Source organism: Pseudomonas sp. OF001, assembly GCF_904426495.1.
In the GTDB taxonomy this organism is placed as follows: domain Bacteria; phylum Pseudomonadota; class Gammaproteobacteria; order Pseudomonadales; family Pseudomonadaceae; genus Geopseudomonas.
The window spans coordinates 15,348-32,091 of record NZ_CAJGBM010000004.1 but is presented as its reverse complement, the minus strand read 5'-3'; the positions used below and the strand labels follow the sequence as shown (position 1 = coordinate 32,091).

The 16,744-nt window shown below is 66.9% G+C and carries 14 protein-coding genes; all 14 read left to right on the top strand.

Annotated elements, in window-relative coordinates:
* Positions 1 to 13 precede the first annotated feature (13 nt).
* Positions 14 to 832: a F0F1 ATP synthase subunit A gene (atpB, locus tag RA210_RS03700; protein WP_201485435.1), complete on the top strand. Its 819-nt coding sequence runs from the start codon at positions 14 to 16 to the stop codon at positions 830 to 832.
* Between the two features lie 64 nt (positions 833 to 896).
* Positions 897 to 1,124, top strand: a complete 228-nt coding sequence (atpE, locus tag RA210_RS03695) for a F0F1 ATP synthase subunit C (protein ID WP_072325766.1) — start codon at positions 897 to 899, stop codon at positions 1,122 to 1,124.
* Between the two features lie 102 nt (positions 1,125 to 1,226).
* Positions 1,227 to 1,697, top strand: coding sequence for a F0F1 ATP synthase subunit B (locus RA210_RS03690; protein ID WP_136489675.1), 471 nt, complete (start codon positions 1,227 to 1,229; stop codon positions 1,695 to 1,697).
* A 12-nt stretch (positions 1,698 to 1,709) separates the two neighbouring features.
* Positions 1,710 to 2,246: a F0F1 ATP synthase subunit delta gene (locus RA210_RS03685; RefSeq protein ID WP_136489674.1), complete on the top strand. Its 537-nt coding sequence runs from the start codon at positions 1,710 to 1,712 to the stop codon at positions 2,244 to 2,246.
* Positions 2,247 to 2,261: 15 nt separating this feature from the next.
* Complete coding sequence (gene atpA, locus RA210_RS03680; RefSeq protein ID WP_201485434.1) at positions 2,262 to 3,806, top strand: F0F1 ATP synthase subunit alpha; 1,545 nt, start codon at positions 2,262 to 2,264, stop codon at positions 3,804 to 3,806.
* Between the two features lie 50 nt (positions 3,807 to 3,856).
* Positions 3,857 to 4,726 carry a F0F1 ATP synthase subunit gamma gene (gene atpG / locus RA210_RS03675; protein ID WP_136489672.1) on the top strand — a complete coding sequence of 290 codons (870 nt, stop codon included), beginning with the start codon at positions 3,857 to 3,859 and terminating at the stop codon, positions 4,724 to 4,726.
* A 29-nt stretch (positions 4,727 to 4,755) separates the two neighbouring features.
* Positions 4,756 to 6,132 (top strand): F0F1 ATP synthase subunit beta, encoded by a 1,377-nt coding sequence (gene atpD / locus RA210_RS03670; RefSeq protein ID WP_201485433.1) that lies wholly within the window; start codon positions 4,756 to 4,758, stop codon positions 6,130 to 6,132.
* 74 nt (positions 6,133 to 6,206) lie between these two features.
* Complete coding sequence (locus RA210_RS03665; RefSeq protein WP_201485432.1) at positions 6,207 to 6,641, top strand: F0F1 ATP synthase subunit epsilon; 435 nt, start codon at positions 6,207 to 6,209, stop codon at positions 6,639 to 6,641.
* Between the two features lie 162 nt (positions 6,642 to 6,803).
* Positions 6,804 to 8,171 (top strand): bifunctional UDP-N-acetylglucosamine diphosphorylase/glucosamine-1-phosphate N-acetyltransferase GlmU, encoded by a 1,368-nt coding sequence (glmU, locus tag RA210_RS03660; RefSeq protein ID WP_201485431.1) that lies wholly within the window; start codon positions 6,804 to 6,806, stop codon positions 8,169 to 8,171.
* Between the two features lie 295 nt (positions 8,172 to 8,466).
* Positions 8,467 to 9,240 carry a DeoR family transcriptional regulator gene (locus RA210_RS03655; RefSeq protein ID WP_201485430.1) on the top strand — a complete coding sequence of 258 codons (774 nt, stop codon included), beginning with the start codon at positions 8,467 to 8,469 and terminating at the stop codon, positions 9,238 to 9,240.
* Positions 9,241 to 9,258: 18 nt separating this feature from the next.
* The gene (gene glmS, locus RA210_RS03650) at positions 9,259 to 11,094 is read left to right on the top strand and encodes a glutamine--fructose-6-phosphate transaminase (isomerizing) (RefSeq protein WP_201485429.1); all 1,836 of its coding nucleotides are present in this window, start codon (positions 9,259 to 9,261) and stop codon (positions 11,092 to 11,094) included.
* Between the two features lie 149 nt (positions 11,095 to 11,243).
* Positions 11,244 to 12,428 carry a C17 cyclopropane fatty acid synthase CfaB gene (gene cfaB, locus RA210_RS03645; protein WP_201485428.1) on the top strand — a complete coding sequence of 395 codons (1,185 nt, stop codon included), beginning with the start codon at positions 11,244 to 11,246 and terminating at the stop codon, positions 12,426 to 12,428.
* Positions 12,429 to 12,657: 229 nt separating this feature from the next.
* Positions 12,658 to 15,573: a bifunctional diguanylate cyclase/phosphodiesterase gene (locus tag RA210_RS03640; RefSeq protein WP_201485427.1), complete on the top strand. Its 2,916-nt coding sequence runs from the start codon at positions 12,658 to 12,660 to the stop codon at positions 15,571 to 15,573.
* Between the two features lie 62 nt (positions 15,574 to 15,635).
* Positions 15,636 to 16,676: an NADP(H)-dependent aldo-keto reductase gene (locus RA210_RS03635; RefSeq protein WP_201485426.1), complete on the top strand. Its 1,041-nt coding sequence runs from the start codon at positions 15,636 to 15,638 to the stop codon at positions 16,674 to 16,676.
* The last annotated feature ends 68 nt before the right edge of the window (positions 16,677 to 16,744 follow it).

Genomic DNA, 16,744 nt, shown 5'->3' with positions numbered 1-16,744 from the left:
CATTGAGGCGTTTATGGCTAACACACCGGCTGAATACATTCAGCACCACCTGCAGAACCTGGTCTTCGGCTCCCATCCGGTCAACGGCTGGAGCTTTGCCAAGACTCCCGAAGAAGTGAAGGCAATGGGCTTCTGGGCCGTCCACGTCGATACCCTCGGCTGGTCGGTACTGATGGGCCTGGTATTCCTGTTCCTGTTCAGCCGTGTCGCCAAGCGTGCCAACGCCGGCGTGCCAACCGGCCTGCAGAACCTGGTGGAAATGTGCATCGAGTTCGTCGAAGGTGTGGTCAAGGACACCTTCCACGGCCGCAACCCGGTGATCGCCCCGTTGGCACTGACCATCTTCGTCTGGGTGTTCCTGATGAACAGCCTGAAGTGGATCCCGGTCGACTACATCCCGGGCCTGGCGCACCTGATGGGCGTGCCCTACTTCAAGATCGTGCCGACCGCCGACCCCAACGGCACCTTCGGCCTGTCCCTCGGCGTGTTCATCCTGATCCTGTTCTACAGCGTCAAGGTCAAGGGTTTCGGCGGCTTCACCAAGGAGCTGGCGTTCACCCCGTTCAACCACTGGTCGCTGGTCCCGTTCAACCTGTTCCTCGAGATCCTCGGCCTGCTGACCAAGCCGCTGAGTCTCGCCCTGCGTCTGTTCGGCAACATGTACGCCGGTGAGGTGGTGTTCATCCTCATCGCCCTGCTGCCGTTCTGGGCACAGTGGGCCCTGAATGTGCCCTGGGCGATCTTCCACATCCTGGTGATCCCGCTGCAGGCCTTCATCTTCATGGTGCTGACAGTGGTGTATCTGAGCGCCGCCCACGAAGACCACCACTGAACAGTGGACCAACCCTCGCTTTAACCAACGAAACCTTAACCTTTAGAAAACCTCAGGAGCTGTTATGGAACTCGTCTACATCGCCGCCGCCATCATGATCGGTCTGGGTGCTCTGGGCACCGGCATCGGCTTCGCCCTGCTGGGCGGCAAGCTGCTGGAATCCACCGCCCGTCAGCCGGAGCTGGGCGCCCAGCTGCAAACCAAGACCTTCCTGATGGCCGGTCTGCTCGACGCCGTGCCGATGATCGGCGTCGGTATCGCGATGTACCTCATCTTCGTTGTTGCCGGCTAAGTTCAGGCATCCGCGGATCATTGGCCGGACCGCGCCGTGCGCGGTCCGGCCTGCCGATGCTCTGACTACCCGGACCCACGAGATAGCACGAGGTAAATCGCTGTGAACATTAACTTGACGCTGTTCGGTCAAACGATTGCCTTCGCTATTTTCGTCTGGTTCACCATGAAGTTTGTGTGGCCGCCGATCACCGCCGCCATGCAAGCCCGCCAGAAGAAAATTGCCGAAGGTCTGGATGCCGCCGGCCGTGCCCAGCGCGACCTGCAACTGGCCCAGGAAAAAGCTGCCCAGACGCTCCGTGAAACCAAGGAGCAGGCTGCCGAGATTCTCGACAAGGCGAACAAGACCGCCAACGCGATCGTCGAGGAAGCCAAGCAGCAGGCCCGTGGCGAAGGCGAGCGTCTGCTTGCCAGTGCCAAGGCCGAAATCGAGGTTGAAGTGAATCGCGCCAAGGATCAGCTGCGCGCCCAGGTTGCGGCCCTCGCCGTCGCCGGTGCCGAGAAGATCCTGGAGTCCTCCGTGGACACCAAGGCACACAACGATCTGGTCGCAAAACTGGCCTCCCAACTCTAAGCGAGGCGAGCGATGGCAACTATCAATACGCTTGCTCGGCCTTATGCGAAAGCCGCCTTCGAGTTCGCTTCCGCAGCCAAACAAAGCGATGCCTGGTCGAACATGCTGGCGCTGAGCGCGGCCTTCGTGGAGTCCCCCGAAGTCATCGCCCAGCTGCGCAATCCGGCCCTGACCCGCGACCGCAAGGCCGAGGTTCTGGTTCAGCTGTGCGCTGAACGCATCGACGAGTCGTTCCGCAACTTCGTGGTGGCGCTGGGCGAAAACGATCGCCTGGAACTGCTGCCGACCGTGCGCGACCAGTTCGAGATGCTGAAGGCGGAAGCCGAGCGTTCGATCGACGTCGAGGTCGAGACGGCTCACGAACTGAGCGCCGAACAACTCCAAACTCTGGCTGCCGCCTTGTCGAAGCGGCTAGATCGCACCGTCCAGCCTACCCCGGTCGTCAATCCCGCCCTCATCGGCGGTTTGATCATTCGTGCGGGTGACCTGGTTATCGACGGTTCGGTCCGCGGCAAACTGAACCAGTTGGCCGAAGCGTTGAAATCCTGATTTGAGGGGCATGGCATGCAGCAACTGAATCCTTCCGAAATTAGCGAAATCATCAAGCAGCGTATCGCCAAGCTTGATGTGTCCGCTCAGGCCCGTAACGAAGGCACCGTCGTCAGCGTTTCCGACGGCATCGTGCGCATCTTCGGCCTGGCCGACGTGATGTACGGCGAAATGATCGAGTTCCCGGGTGGCGTCTACGGTATGGCGCTGAACCTGGAGCAGGACTCCGTCGGCGCCGTGATCCTGGGCAGCTACCAGGGTCTGAAAGAGGGCATGAGCGCCAAGTGCACCGGCCGCATCCTCGAAGTTCCGGTCGGTCCGGAACTGCTGGGTCGCGTGGTCGACGCACTGGGCAACCCGATCGATGGCAAGGGCCCGATCAACGCCAAGGAAACCGACGCGGTCGAGAAGGTCGCTCCGGGCGTGATCTGGCGTAAGTCGGTCGACCAGCCGGTGCAGACCGGCTACAAGTCGGTCGACGCCATGATCCCGGTCGGCCGTGGCCAGCGCGAGCTGATCATCGGCGACCGCCAGATCGGCAAGACCGCGATGGCCATCGACGCCATCATCAACCAGAAGAACAGCGGCATCCGCTGCGTGTACGTGGCCATCGGTCAGAAGCAGTCGACCATCGCCAACGTGGTGCGTAAGCTGGAAGAGCACGGCGCCCTGGCCAACACCATCGTGGTGGCTGCCAGCGCTTCCGAATCCGCTGCCCTGCAGTACCTGGCGCCGTACTCCGGCTGCACCATGGGCGAATACTTCCGCGACCGCGGTGAAGACGCCCTGATCGTGTACGACGACCTGTCCAAGCAGGCCGTCGCCTACCGCCAGATCTCCCTGCTGCTGCGCCGTCCGCCGGGCCGCGAAGCCTATCCGGGTGACGTGTTCTATCTCCACAGCCGCCTGCTGGAGCGCGCTTCCCGCGTTTCCGAAGAGTACGTGGAGCAGTTCACCAAGGGCGAAGTGAAGGGCAAGACCGGTTCGCTGACCGCGCTGCCGATCATCGAGACCCAGGCCGGCGACGTCTCCGCATTCGTTCCGACCAACGTGATCTCGATCACCGACGGCCAGATCTTCCTGGAATCCGCCATGTTCAACTCGGGTATCCGTCCGGCCGTCAACGCCGGTATCTCGGTATCCCGCGTCGGTGGCGCAGCCCAGACCAAGATCATCAAGAAGCTGTCCGGCGGCATCCGTACCGCGCTGGCCCAGTACCGTGAACTGGCGGCCTTCGCCCAGTTCGCCTCGGACCTCGACGAAGCGACCCGCAAGCAGCTCGAGCATGGCCAGCGCGTCACCGAGCTGATGAAGCAGAAGCAGTACGCGCCGATGTCCATCGCCGACATGTCGGTGTCCCTGTACGCTGCCGAGCGTGGCTTCCTGGCCGACGTCGACGTGAAGAAAGTCGGCGCCTTCGAGCAGGCCCTGATCGCCTTCTTCAACCGCGACTACGCCGACCTGATGGCGAAGATCAACGTGAAGGGCGACTTCAACGACGAAATCGACGCAGGCCTGAAGGCCGGCATCGAGAAGTTCAAGGCCACTCAGAGCTGGTAAGCCGCAGCGGGAGCCGCAAGGCTCCCGCCTGCTAACCCGAAAGGTGTCAAATGGCAGGCGCAAAAGAGATTCGCAGCAAGATTGCGAGCATCAAGAGCACGCAGAAGATCACCAGCGCCATGGAAAAAGTGGCGGTCAGCAAGATGCGCAAGGCTCAGCAGCGCATGGCTGCCAGCCGTCCCTACGCGGTGCGCATCCGCGAGGTGATCGGTCACCTGGCCAAGGCCAACCCGGAATACCGCCACGCCTTCATGGTGGAGCGTCCGGTCAAGCGTGTCGGCTACATCCTGGTGTCGAGCGACCGTGGTCTGTGCGGCGGCCTGAACATCAACCTGTTCAAGGCCCTGATCAAAAACATGAAGGACTGGCGCGATGCCGGCGTTGAGGCAGAGTTCTGCGTCATCGGCAGCAAGGGTGCCAGTTTCTTCCGCAGCTACGGCGGTAACGTGGTCGCTGCGATCAGCCACCTGGGCGAAGCGCCGTCGGTCAACGACCTGATCGGCAGCGTCAAGGTCATGCTGGATCGGTTCAACGAAGGCTCGCTGGATCGCCTGTACCTGGCGTCCAACAAGTTCGTGAACACCATGACCCAGAAGCCGGTGGTTGAACAATTGCTGCCCCTGGCTCCCGCTACCGAGGCCGACGACGGCGCGAAGCAGGGCCTGTGGGATTACCTGTACGAACCCGACGCCCAGCAACTGCTGGATGCCCTGCTGGTTCGCTATGTCGAATCGCAGGTGTATCAGTCCCTGGTCGAGAACAACGCCTGCGAGCAGGCTGCGCGCATGATCGCCATGAAGAATGCCACCGACAACGCCGGTCAGCTGATCAAGGATCTGCAGCTGATCTACAACAAGGCGCGTCAGGCTGCGATCACGCAAGAGATCTCGGAAATCGTCGGCGGCGCTGCCGCGGTTTAAACAGGTTCAAATATTCAGAGGAACCAGATATGAGTAGCGGACGTATCGTTCAAATCATCGGCGCCGTTATCGACGTGGAATTCCCGCGCGATCAGGTGCCGAACGTCTATGACGCGCTGAAAGTCGAAGGCGCGGCCACCACCCTGGAAGTCCAGCAGCAGCTGGGCGACGGCGTGGTTCGTTCCATTGCGATGGGTTCCACCGAAGGCCTCAAGCGTGGCCTGACCGTGAGCAACACCGGCGCCGGCATCTCCGTGCCGGTCGGCAAGGCCACCCTCGGCCGCATCATGGACGTGCTGGGCAACCCGATCGACGAGGCGGGCCCCATCGGCGAGGAAGAGCGCTGGACCATCCACCGCGCTGCCCCGTCCTACGCGGAGCAGGCCGGCGGCAACGAGCTGCTGGAAACCGGCATCAAGGTGATCGACCTGGTCTGCCCGTTCGCCAAGGGCGGCAAGGTCGGCCTGTTCGGTGGCGCCGGCGTGGGCAAGACCGTGAACATGATGGAGCTGATCCGCAACATCGCCATGGAGCACAGCGGTTACTCCGTGTTCGCCGGCGTGGGTGAGCGTACTCGTGAAGGTAACGACTTCTATCACGAGATGAAGGACTCCAACGTTCTGGACAAGGTGGCCCTGGTCTACGGCCAGATGAACGAGCCGCCGGGTAACCGTCTGCGCGTCGCCCTGACCGGCCTGACCATGGCCGAGAAGTTCCGTGACGAAGGCCGCGACGTTCTGCTGTTCGTCGACAACATCTACCGCTACACCCTGGCTGGTACCGAAGTGTCCGCGCTGCTGGGTCGTATGCCGTCCGCGGTGGGTTACCAGCCGACCCTGGCCGAGGAAATGGGCGTTCTGCAGGAGCGCATCACCTCCACCAAGAACGGCTCGATCACCTCGGTGCAGGCCGTCTACGTTCCCGCGGACGACCTGACCGACCCGAGCCCGGCGACCACCTTCGCCCACCTCGACGCCACCGTGGTACTGTCCCGCGACATCGCCTCGCTGGGTATCTACCCGGCCGTCGATCCGCTGGACTCCACCTCCCGTCAGCTGGATCCGCTGGTGATCGGCCAGGAGCACTACGACACCGCTCGCGGCGTGCAGTACGTGCTGCAGCGCTACAAGGAGCTGAAGGACATCATCGCGATCCTCGGCATGGACGAACTGTCCGAAGCCGACAAGCAGCTGGTGTCCCGCGCCCGTAAGATCCAGCGCTTCCTGTCCCAGCCGTTCTTCGTGGCCGAAGTCTTCACCGGCTCGCCGGGCAAGTACGTGTCGCTGAAGGAAACCATTCGCGGCTTCGCCGGCATCCTCAATGGCGACTTCGACCACCTGCCGGAGCAGGCGTTCTACATGGTCGGCGGCATCGACGAAGCCATCGAGAAAGCCAAGAAACTGTAACTGGCGCGCCCTGACGGGCGCTCGACCAGGCGGCGGCTGCCACGGTAGCCCCGCCTGCTTACCGAGGCATGAATATGGCTATGACAGTCCACTGCGACATCGTCAGCGCGGAAGAAGAGCTGTTCTCGGGGCTGGTGGAAATGGTCGTCGCCCATGGTCACATGGGCGATGTGGGTATTCTGCCGGGCCACGCCCCGCTGCTGACCGATCTCAAGCCGGGTCCGGTGCGCGTGATCAAGCAGGGTGGCGCGCAGGAGGTGTACTACATCTCCGGCGGTTTCCTCGAAGTGCAGCCGAGCATGGTGAAGGTCCTGGCCGACACCGCGATCCGCGCTGCCGACCTCGACGAGGCTGCGGCTCTCGAAGCCCAGAAGGCTGCCGAGAAGGCGCTCAGCGAGAAGGGTGCCGAGTTCGACTACTCGACCGCTTCCGCACGTCTGGCCGAGGCTGCTGCGCAGCTGCGGACCATTCAGGAACTGCGCAAGAAGTTCGGTGGCCAGGTGCACTGATCCGCATTGCGGCCCAGTCGTCCGGTTCACCAGAAAAGGGGGTAGCCTTGGCTATCCCCTTTTTTTATTTTCGGCGACGGTGCGTGGCGTCTGCACCGCTGCCCACCGTTTCTGTTCATTTCGCTCCAGCCCAGGTCTGGGGCTGCATAGGGAAGTACACCCATGAGTCTGGAAATCGTCATCCTCGCTGCCGGCCAGGGCACCCGCATGCGCTCGGCACTGCCCAAGGTGCTGCATCCGGTGGCCGGCAAGCCGATGCTCGGCCACGTCATCGATACCGCGCGCGCCCTGCAGCCGCAGCGCATCCACGTGGTGATCGGCCACGGCGCCGAAGCGGTGCGCGAGCGCCTGGCCGCCGCCGACCTGAACTTCGTCCTGCAGGAGCAGCAGCTCGGCACCGGTCATGCCGTGGCCCAGGCCCTGCCGTTCATCGACGCCGAGCAGGTGCTGGTGCTCTACGGCGACGTGCCGCTGATCGAGGCTCCGACCCTCGAGCGCCTGCTGGCCCACGCCGGCGCCGAACAGCTGGCCCTGCTCACCGTCGAGCTGGCCGACCCCACCGGCTACGGGCGCATCCTCCGCGACGCCGAGGGTCGGGTGACCGCCATCGTCGAGCAGAAGGACGCCAATGCCGAGCAGCGCGCCATCCGCGAGGGCAACACCGGCATCCTCGCCATGCCCGGCGCGCGCATGGCCGAGTGGATGGGCCGCCTGTCCAACCGCAACGCCCAGGGCGAGTACTACCTGACCGACGTGATCGCCATGGCGGTGGCCGACGGCCTGGGCGTGGCCACCGCGCAGCCGGAGGACGCCATGGAGGTGCAGGGCGCCAACGACCGCCGCCAGCTCGCCGAGCTGGAGCGCCACTACCAGCAGCGCGCCGCCCGCCGGCTGATGGCCCAGGGCGTGACCCTGCTCGATCCGGCGCGCTTCGATGTGCGCGGCGAGGTGACGGTCGGCCGCGACGTGGTCATCGACATCAACGTGATCCTCGAGGGCCGGGTGGTCATCGAGGACGGTGTCGAGATCGGCCCCAACTGCGTGATCCGCAACAGCACCCTGCGCCGCGGCGCCATCGTCAAGGCCAACAGCCACCTGGACGGCGCCGAGCTGGGCGAGGGCGCCGACTGCGGGCCGTTCGCCCGCCTGCGCCCAGGCAGCGTGCTGGGCGCCGGGGCGCACGTCGGCAACTTCGTCGAGCTGAAGAACGCGGTGATGGGCGAGGGCGCCAAGGCCGGCCACCTGGCCTATCTGGGCGATGCCGAGATCGGCGCGCAGAGCAACATCGGCGCCGGCACCATCACCTGCAACTACGACGGTGCCAACAAGCACCGCACGGTGATCGGCGTGGATGCCTTCATCGGCACCAACAACTCGCTGGTGGCGCCGGTGACCATCGGCGACGGCGCCACCACCGCCGCCGGCTCGGTGATCACCAGCGAGGTGCCGGCCAGCACCCTGGCGGTCGGCCGCGCGCGCCAGCGCAACATCGACGGCTGGCAGCGCCCGGTGAAGAAGCCCAAGAGCTGAGCCGGCGGGCTCGGCATCCGCTGGTGCTGTGGATAATCCGTCCGCAGGCTGCCGCCGAGCACTGCCAAGACGCCCTGTGGACAACTGCATCGCGTGGTTTTCCACAGGGCGTTGCGGCTTGGAGGCCTGTCGAATTGTGGATAACGCCTCCTCCGACTTGTCCACAGCTGCCCTTGGCAGCTTGCGCCTCCTGATGTGGACAGTTTCGTCTGGCGAAGCTTGACGCCCGCGTGGTGCTGGGTTTTGATTCGCACCTATAATTTACGAATCGAAACTTTCGAAACGAAACCTGCGAATGTCCAAGCGCAACACCCCGCAGCGCCGTCACGCCATCCTCGCCCTGCTCGCCGAGCAGGGCGAGGTCCATGTCGAGGCCCTGGCCCGCCATTTCCAGACCTCGGAAGTGACCATCCGCAAGGATCTGGCCGCGCTGGAGAACAACGGCCTGCTGCTGCGCCGCTACGGCGGTGCGGTTCCGGTGCCCCACGAACTGGTGATCGAACACGCCCAGAGCGTGTCGCCGCACAAGCAGGCCATCGCCCGCGCCGCGGCCGCCTGCATCCGCGAGCATGCGCGGATCATCATCGACAGCGGCAGCACCACCGCGGCGCTGATCCCCGAGCTGGACCGCCGCCCCGGGCTGGTGGTGATGACCAACTCGCTGAGCGTGGCCAACGCCCTGCGCGAGCTGGAGCAGGAGCCGGTGCTGCTGATGACCGGCGGTACCTGGGATCCGCATTCCGAGTCGTTCCAGGGCCAGGTCGCCGAGCAGGTGCTGCGCTCCTACGACTTCGACCAGCTGTTCATCGGCGCCGACGGCCTCGACCTGGCGCGCGGCACCACCACCTTCAACGAGCTGCTCGGCCTGTCGAGGGTGATGGCCGAGGTGGCGCGCGAGGTGATCGTCATGCTCGAGGCCGACAAGGTCGGCCGGCGCATGCCCAATCTGGAGCTGCCGTGGAGCAGCATCCACACCCTGATTACCGACGAGCGCCTCGAGCCCGCGGCGCGCGAACAGATCCAGGCGCGCGGCATCCGGCTGATCTGCGCCGCCGTCCCCAGCCGATAGATCGAAAGGAGAGCCCGCATGTGCGGAATTGTTGGAGCCATCGCCGAACGTAACGTCAGCGCCATCCTCATCGAGGGCCTCAAGCGCCTGGAATACCGCGGCTACGACAGCGCCGGGGTGGCCATCTGCGGCCCGGACGGCCAGCTGCGCCGCAGCCGCCGCATCGGCAAGGTCGCCGCGCTGGAGCAGGCGCTGGCCGACGAGCCGCTGCCCGGCCGCCTGGGCATCGCCCACACCCGCTGGGCCACCCACGGCGTGCCCAGCGAGGCCAACGCCCACCCGCACTTCTCCGGCGAGGCACTGGCGGTGGTGCACAACGGCATCATCGAGAACCACGAGCAGCTGCGCGAACGGCTCAAGGGGCTCGGCTACGTGTTCAGTTCGCAGACCGACACCGAGACCATCGTCCACCTGCTGCACCACACCCTCAAGCGTCTGCCCGACCTGGCCGATGCGCTCAAGGCGGTGGTGCGCGAGCTGCATGGCGCCTACGGCCTGGCGGTGATCAGCGCCGCGCAGCCGGATCGCATCCTCGCGGCGCGCAGCGGCAGCCCGCTGGTGATCGGCCTGGGGCTGGGCGAGAACTTCCTCGCCTCCGACCCGCTGGCGCTGCGCCAGGTCACCGACCGCTTCGTCTACCTGGAGGAGGGCGACATCGCCGAGATCCAGCGCGACAGCGTGCGGATCTGGGATGCCGACGGGCGCAGCGTGCAGCGCGACACCGTGCAGTTCCACGAGGGAGCCGAGGCGGCGGAGAAGGGCGAGTACCGCCACTTCATGCTCAAGGAAATCCACGAGCAGCCCAAGGTGGTGCAGCGCACCCTGGAAGGCCGCCTGGGCAGCGACCACGTGCTGGTGCAGGCCTTCGGTCCGCAGGCCGCCGAGCTGTTCGCCCGGGTGCGCAACGTGCAGATCGTCGCCTGCGGCACCAGCTTCCATGCCGGCATGGTCGCCCGCTACTGGCTGGAGGAGCTGACCGGCGTGCCCTGCCAGGTCGAGGTGGCCAGCGAGTTCCGCTACCGCAAGGTGGCGGTGCAGCCGGACAGCCTGTTCGTCACCATCTCGCAGTCCGGCGAGACCGCCGATACCCTGGCCGCACTGCGCAACGCCAAGTCGGCCGGCTACCTGGCCAGCCTGGCGATCTGCAACGTCGGCACCAGCTCGCTGGTGCGCGAATCCGACCTGGTGCTGCTGACCAACGCCGGCCCGGAGATCGGCGTGGCCTCGACCAAGGCCTTCACCACCCAGCTGGTCGGCCTGCTGCTGCTGACCCTGGCCCTCGGCCGGGTGCGCGGCACCCTCGCCGCCGGCGCCGAGGCCGAGCTGGTCGAGGCGCTGCGTCGCCTGCCGGGCAACCTGCAGGAGGCGCTGGCGATGGACAAGACCGTCGAGCAGGTCGCCGCGCTGTTCGCCGAGAAGAACCACACCCTGTTCCTCGGTCGCGGCGCGCAGTACCCGGTGGCCATGGAGGGGGCGCTGAAGCTCAAGGAGATCTCCTACATCCACGCCGAGGCCTACCCGGCCGGCGAGCTCAAGCACGGCCCGCTGGCGCTGGTCGACAGCGACATGCCGGTGGTCACCGTGGCGCCCAACAACGAGCTGCTGGAGAAGCTCAAGTCCAACCTGCAGGAAGTGCGCGCCCGCGGCGGCCAGCTGGTGGTGTTCGCCGACCGCGGCGCCGGCATGGAGGACGGCGAGGGCACCCACGTGGTGGCCATGCCGCCGATCCACGACCTGCTCGCGCCGATCCTCTACACCATCCCGCTGCAGCTGCTGTCCTACCACGTCGCCGTGCTCAAGGGCACCGACGTCGACCAGCCGCGCAACCTGGCCAAGAGCGTCACCGTGGAATAACCCCGCGCGACGCCCTTTCCCCCTGTCCAGAGCCCGGCCGCAGCCGGGCTCTGGCGTTTCCGGTGCGGTTGCCCCGCTGCGGGCCAGGCCGACGACTGGCCGAGACTGGACTACCCTTCAAGGGGCTTTCCATGAATGGGGGATCGGACATGCTGGCGATGCTTCCGCCCGTCCTGCGCACGCTGCAACTGCCATTGCGCGTGCGCCTGTGGGACGGCCACCAACTGGACCTCGGCCCCGAGCCGCAGGTGACCCTCGAGGTGCGCGACCCGCAGCTGCTGACCCGGCTGGCGCATCCCAGCCTCGACCTGCTCGGCAGTGCCTACGTCGAGGGGGCGATGGACATCCAGGGGTCGCTGGAGCAGGCGATCCAGCTGGCGGACGCACTCACCGCGGCGCTGCTCGGCGACCGGGAGGCCGCGCCGCCGGTGCGCCCGGCCCACGACAAGGCGAGCGATGCGGCGGACATCCACTACCACTACGACCTGTCCAACGACTTCTACCGGCTGTGGCTGGACCGCGACATGGTCTACTCCTGCGCCTACTACGAGACCGGCATGGAGGACCTGGACACCGCCCAGCAGGCCAAGCTGCGCCACCTGTGCCGCAAGCTGCGCCTGGCGCCCGGCGAGCGCCTGCTCGACGTCGGCTGCGGCTGGGGCGGCCTGGCGCGCTTCGCCGCCCGCGAGTTCGGCGCCGAGGTCTACGGCATCACCCTCAGCCGGGAACAGCTCAGGCTGGCCCGCGAGCGGGTGGCCGAGGAGGGCCTGCAGGACCGCGTGCAGCTGGAGTATCTCGACTACCGCGACCTGCCGGCCGACGGCCGCTTCGACAAGGTGGTCAGCGTCGGCATGTTCGAGCACGTCGGCCACGCCAACCTGGCGCTGTACTTCCAGACTCTGCAGCGCGCGGTGAAGCCCGGCGGCCTGGTGATGAACCACGGCATCACCGCCAGGCACACCGACGGCCGCCCGGTCGGGCGCGGCGGCGGTGCGTTCATCGACCGCTACGTGTTCCCCCACGGCGAGCTGCCGCACCTGGCCACTGCGGTGGCGCGGATGAGCGAGGCCGGCCTCGAGGTGGTCGACGTGGAAAGCCTGCGCCTGCATTACGCGCGCACCCTGCGCTTCTGGAGCGAACGGCTCGAGCGGCGCCTGGACGAGGCGCGCCAGCTGGTGCCCGAGCGTGCCCTGCGCATCTGGCGGTTGTACCTGGCCGGTTGCGCCTACGGCTTCGAGCGCGAATGGATCAACCTGCACCAGATCCTCGCCGTGCGCCCGCGCCCCGACGGCTCCCACGATCTGCCCTGGAGCCGGGCGGATCTCTACCGCTGATTTCGCCGCAGTGCCGCGGGCGGTGGCCGCTCTGATCCGCTGGCGTCAGTAAAATGGCGTGTCGCCGCTGCGCGCAAATCGGCGGAGCGCCTGTCGACAGACATTGACGCCCGGCAGGCGGACAGGCACATTCGCCCGTCACATTGGCGACGAATACAGCCGTTACAGTGGCAGGCGGGGCGCCGGGCCACGGCTGGTCGGCAGGGGCAGGGGCAGGGAGAAGGCGCACGTGCTGTTGGGCTTGAGGCGGGTTCACCCGCAATACCGGGATTCGCTGCGCCCGACCCTCGGCGTGCTGGTCGTGCTGCTCGCCGGCATGGGCCTGCTGGCGCTGGGCGGCGAGGCGCTGCCTGCCGTCGACCACTACCTGCCCTGGCACATGCTGCTGGAAACCACCGCCATCGCCGTTGCGGCGCTGGTGTTCGCGGTCGGCTGGAATACCCACAGCCTGCACCCGCAGCGCAACGTCCTGCTGCTCGCCTGCGCCTTCCTCGGCGTCGCCATCCTCGACTTCTCGCACATGCTGTCGTTCCAGGGGATGCCCGACTACGTGACCCCCAGCGACCCGCAGAAGGCCATCCATTTCTGGCTGGCGGCGCGCTACCTGGCCGCCTGCGCCCTGCTGCTGGTGGCCTGGCTGCCCTGGCCGGCGCCCGGCAGCACGGATGAGTCGCCGCCGGCGCACCAGCGTTTCGTGCCGCTCCTCGGCGTCCTGCTGCTGGTGGCGGCGGTGCACTGGGTATTCCTCTGGCGGCCGCACTGGGTGCCGGCCACCTTCATCCCCGGGCGGGGGCTCACCGCGTTCAAGCTGTGGGCGGAATACGGCGTGATCGTCGTGCACCTGCTGACCGTCGGCGTGCTGCTCGCCCGCCTGCGCCACGCCAGCGGCTTCAACGTGCCGCTGCTGCTCGCGGCGGTGCTGGCGATGATCCTCAGCGAGCTGTTCTTCACCCTGTACGCCAGGGTCACCGACAGCTTCAACCTGATGGGTCACGTCTACAAGGTGATCGCCTACCTGCTGCTCTACGGCGCGGTGTTCGTCGACATGATCGCGGCGCCCTACCGCGCGCTGCACAACGCGCGCCGGCATTCCCAGGCGATCCTCGCGGCGATCCCCGACCTGCTGTTCGAGCTGGACCGCGACGGCCGCTACCTGCAGGTGCATGCCCCGCGCCGCGAGCAGCTGGCCGTCGGCACCGCAGAGCTGCTCGGGCGCACCGTCTACGAGGCGCTGCCGCTGGAGGCGGCGCGCTCCTGCATCGCGGCGCTGGAGGAGGCGCAGGCCTGCGGCTACTCGTCCGGCCGGCAGATCCAGATCCCGCTGGCCGACGGCGACCACTGGTTCGAACTGTCGGTGTCGATGATGCAGCGCGAGGCGGATGCCGAGCCGCGTTTCGTCGTGCTGTCGCGCGACGTCACCGCGCGCGCCCGCGACCAGGTCACCCTGCGCAAGCTGAGCCAGGCGGTGGAACAGAGCCCGAGCACCATCGTCATCACCGACCTCGACGCGCGCATCGAGTACGCCAACCAGGCCTTCACCCGCGCCACCGGCTACCGCCTCGAGGAGGCCATCGGCCAGAACCCCAAGCTGCTGCACTCCGGCAAGACGCCGCAGAGCACCTACCAGGACATGTGGCAGCAGCTCACCAGCGGACGGGCCTGGCGCGGCGAGTTCGTCAACCGGCGCAAGGACGGCAGCGAGTACACCGAGGCGGTGCTGATCTCGCCGGTGTTCGACGATGCCGGCCAGACCACCCATTACCTGGCGATCAAGGAAGACATCACCCAGCGCAAGCTGGACGAGCAGCGCATCGAGCGCCTGGCGCATTTCGATGCGCTCACCGACCTGCCCAACCGCAAGCTGTTCGCCGCCCGCTGCGAACAGGCGCTGGGCCTGTCCGAGCGCAGCCAGCAGCCGCTGGCGGTGCTGTACCTGGACCTCGACCACTTCAAGCACATCAACGACTCGCTGGGCTACCGCATCGGCGATGCCTTCCTGGTCGAGGTGGCGCAGCGCCTCAAGGCGGTGCTGCGCGACGAGGACACCCTGTCGCGCCAGGGCGGCGACGAGTTCGTGCTGGTGCTGCCCTATACCGACGCCAAGGGCGCCGCCCACGTCGCCGCGCGCCTCAAGGCGCTGCTGGCCGCGCCCTGCCGGATCGAGGAGCACAGCCTGGTGATCACCACCTCGATCGGCATCGCCATGTTCCCCGAGGACGGCCGCGACTTCGAGAGCCTGTCGCAGCGCGCCGACATCGCCATGCACCGCGCCAAGCAGGAAGGGCGCAACGGCTTCCGCTTCTTCACCGCCGAGATGCAGCGCCAGTCGGCGCGCATCCTGCAGCTGGAGAACGCCCTGCGCCAGGCGCTGGACAACGGCGAGCTGTACCTGTGCTTCCAGCCGCAGATGAGCATCGACGGCCGGGAGCTGGTCGGCGCCGAGGCGTTGCTGCGCTGGAACCACCCGCAGCTGGGGGCGATCAGTCCGGCCGAGTTCATCCCCATCGCCGAAGGCAGCGGACTGATCCTGCCGATCGGCGAGTGGGTGCTGCGCCGCGCCGCCCAGCAGATGCAGGACTGGCTGGCCTGCGGCTATCCGGCGGCGACGACGGTGGCGGTCAACCTGTCGCTGGCGCAGTTCCGCCACCCGGCGCTGGTCGAGCTGGTCGCCGAGGTGCTGCAGGAGACCGGTCTGCCGCCGCACTGCCTGGAGCTCGAGCTGACCGAGAGCGTGGCCATGCACGATCCCGCCGCAGCCATCGCCGTGGTACAGCGCCTGCGAGCGCTGGGCGTGCTGCTGTCGATCGACGACTTCGGCACCGGCTATTCGTCGCTGAGCTATCTCAAGCAGTTCCAGGTGCACAAGCTGAAGATCGACCAGTCCTTCGTCCGCCACATCAGCGAGGACGGCCACGACCAGTCCATCGTCCGGGCGATCCTCGGCATGGCGCGCAGCCTGGGCATGCTGAGCATCGCCGAGGGCGTGGAGACCGCCGCACAGCGCGCCGAGCTGGAGCGCCTGGGCTGCGACGAGGTGCAGGGCTACCTGTTCGGCCGCCCGGTGCCGGCGGACGAGTTCGCCGTGCTGATGCGTCGCTATCAGGGCGCGGCGAAGGACGAACTGGCGGTGGACTTCTGCATCTGAACCGCGGTCGGCGTTTGGTAGTACGCTGTCGCCCTTTCGTCATCCATCGACAGGAGCTTGCGATGATTTATCGCCCTCTCGGCACGACCGGCATCCAGGTCAGCGCGCTGGCGCTGGGCAGCATGACCTGGGGCGAGCAGAACAGCGAAGCCGAAGGCTTCGCGCAGATCGACCGCGCGCGAGCCGCCGGGATCAACTTCATCGACACCGCGGAGATGTACCCGGTGCCGCCCAGGGCCGAGACCTGCGGCGCCACCGAGACCATCATCGGCAACTACTTCAGGCGCCATGGCGGCCGCGAGCAGTGGATCATCGCCAGCAAGGCGGCGGCGCCGGGCAACGGCATCACCCACATCCGCGGCGGCCGGCCGCACCACGACCGCGCCAACCTGGTCGCCGCCGTCGACGGCAGCCTGCGCCGCCTGCAGACCGACTACATCGACCTCTACCAGCTGCACTGGCCGGACCGGCAGACCAACTTCTTCGGCCAGCTCGGCTACCAGCACGCCCCGGATGCGCACATCACGCCGATCGAGGAGTCGCTGGAGGTGCTCGACGAGCTGGTCAGGAGCGGCAAGATCCGCCACATCGGCCTGTCCAACGAGACGCCCTGGGGCGTGCACCGCTTCCTGCAGCTGGCCGAAACCCGCGGCTGGCCGCGCCCGGTGTCGATCCAGAACCCCTACAACCTGCTCAACCGCAGCTTCGAGGTGGGCCTGGCGGAGATGGCGATCCGCGAGCAGGTGGGCCTGCTGGCCTACTCGCCGCTGGCCTTCGGCCTGCTGTCCGGCAAGTACGAGAACGGCGCCCGGCCGGAGCGGGCGCGGCTGACCCTGTTCGAGCGCTTCCAGCGCTACAACAACCCGCAGGCGCGCCAGGCGGCCAGCGCCTACGTCGCCCTGGCCCGCGAGCACGGCGTCGACCCGGCGCAGCTGGCGCTGGCCTGGGTCACCAGCCGGCCGTTCGTCACCAGCAACATCATCGGCGCCACCAGTCTCGAGCAGCTGGACAGCAACATCGCCAGTCTCGACCTCCAGCTCGGCGACGAGCTGCTGGCCGGCATCGAGCGCATCCACACCGGACAACCCAACCCGGCGCCCTGAAGGCGCCACCGTCTCCCGTCTGCCGCCCGGCAGGCGGGAGCGGCATTTGCGACGCGGGGCTGTACCCC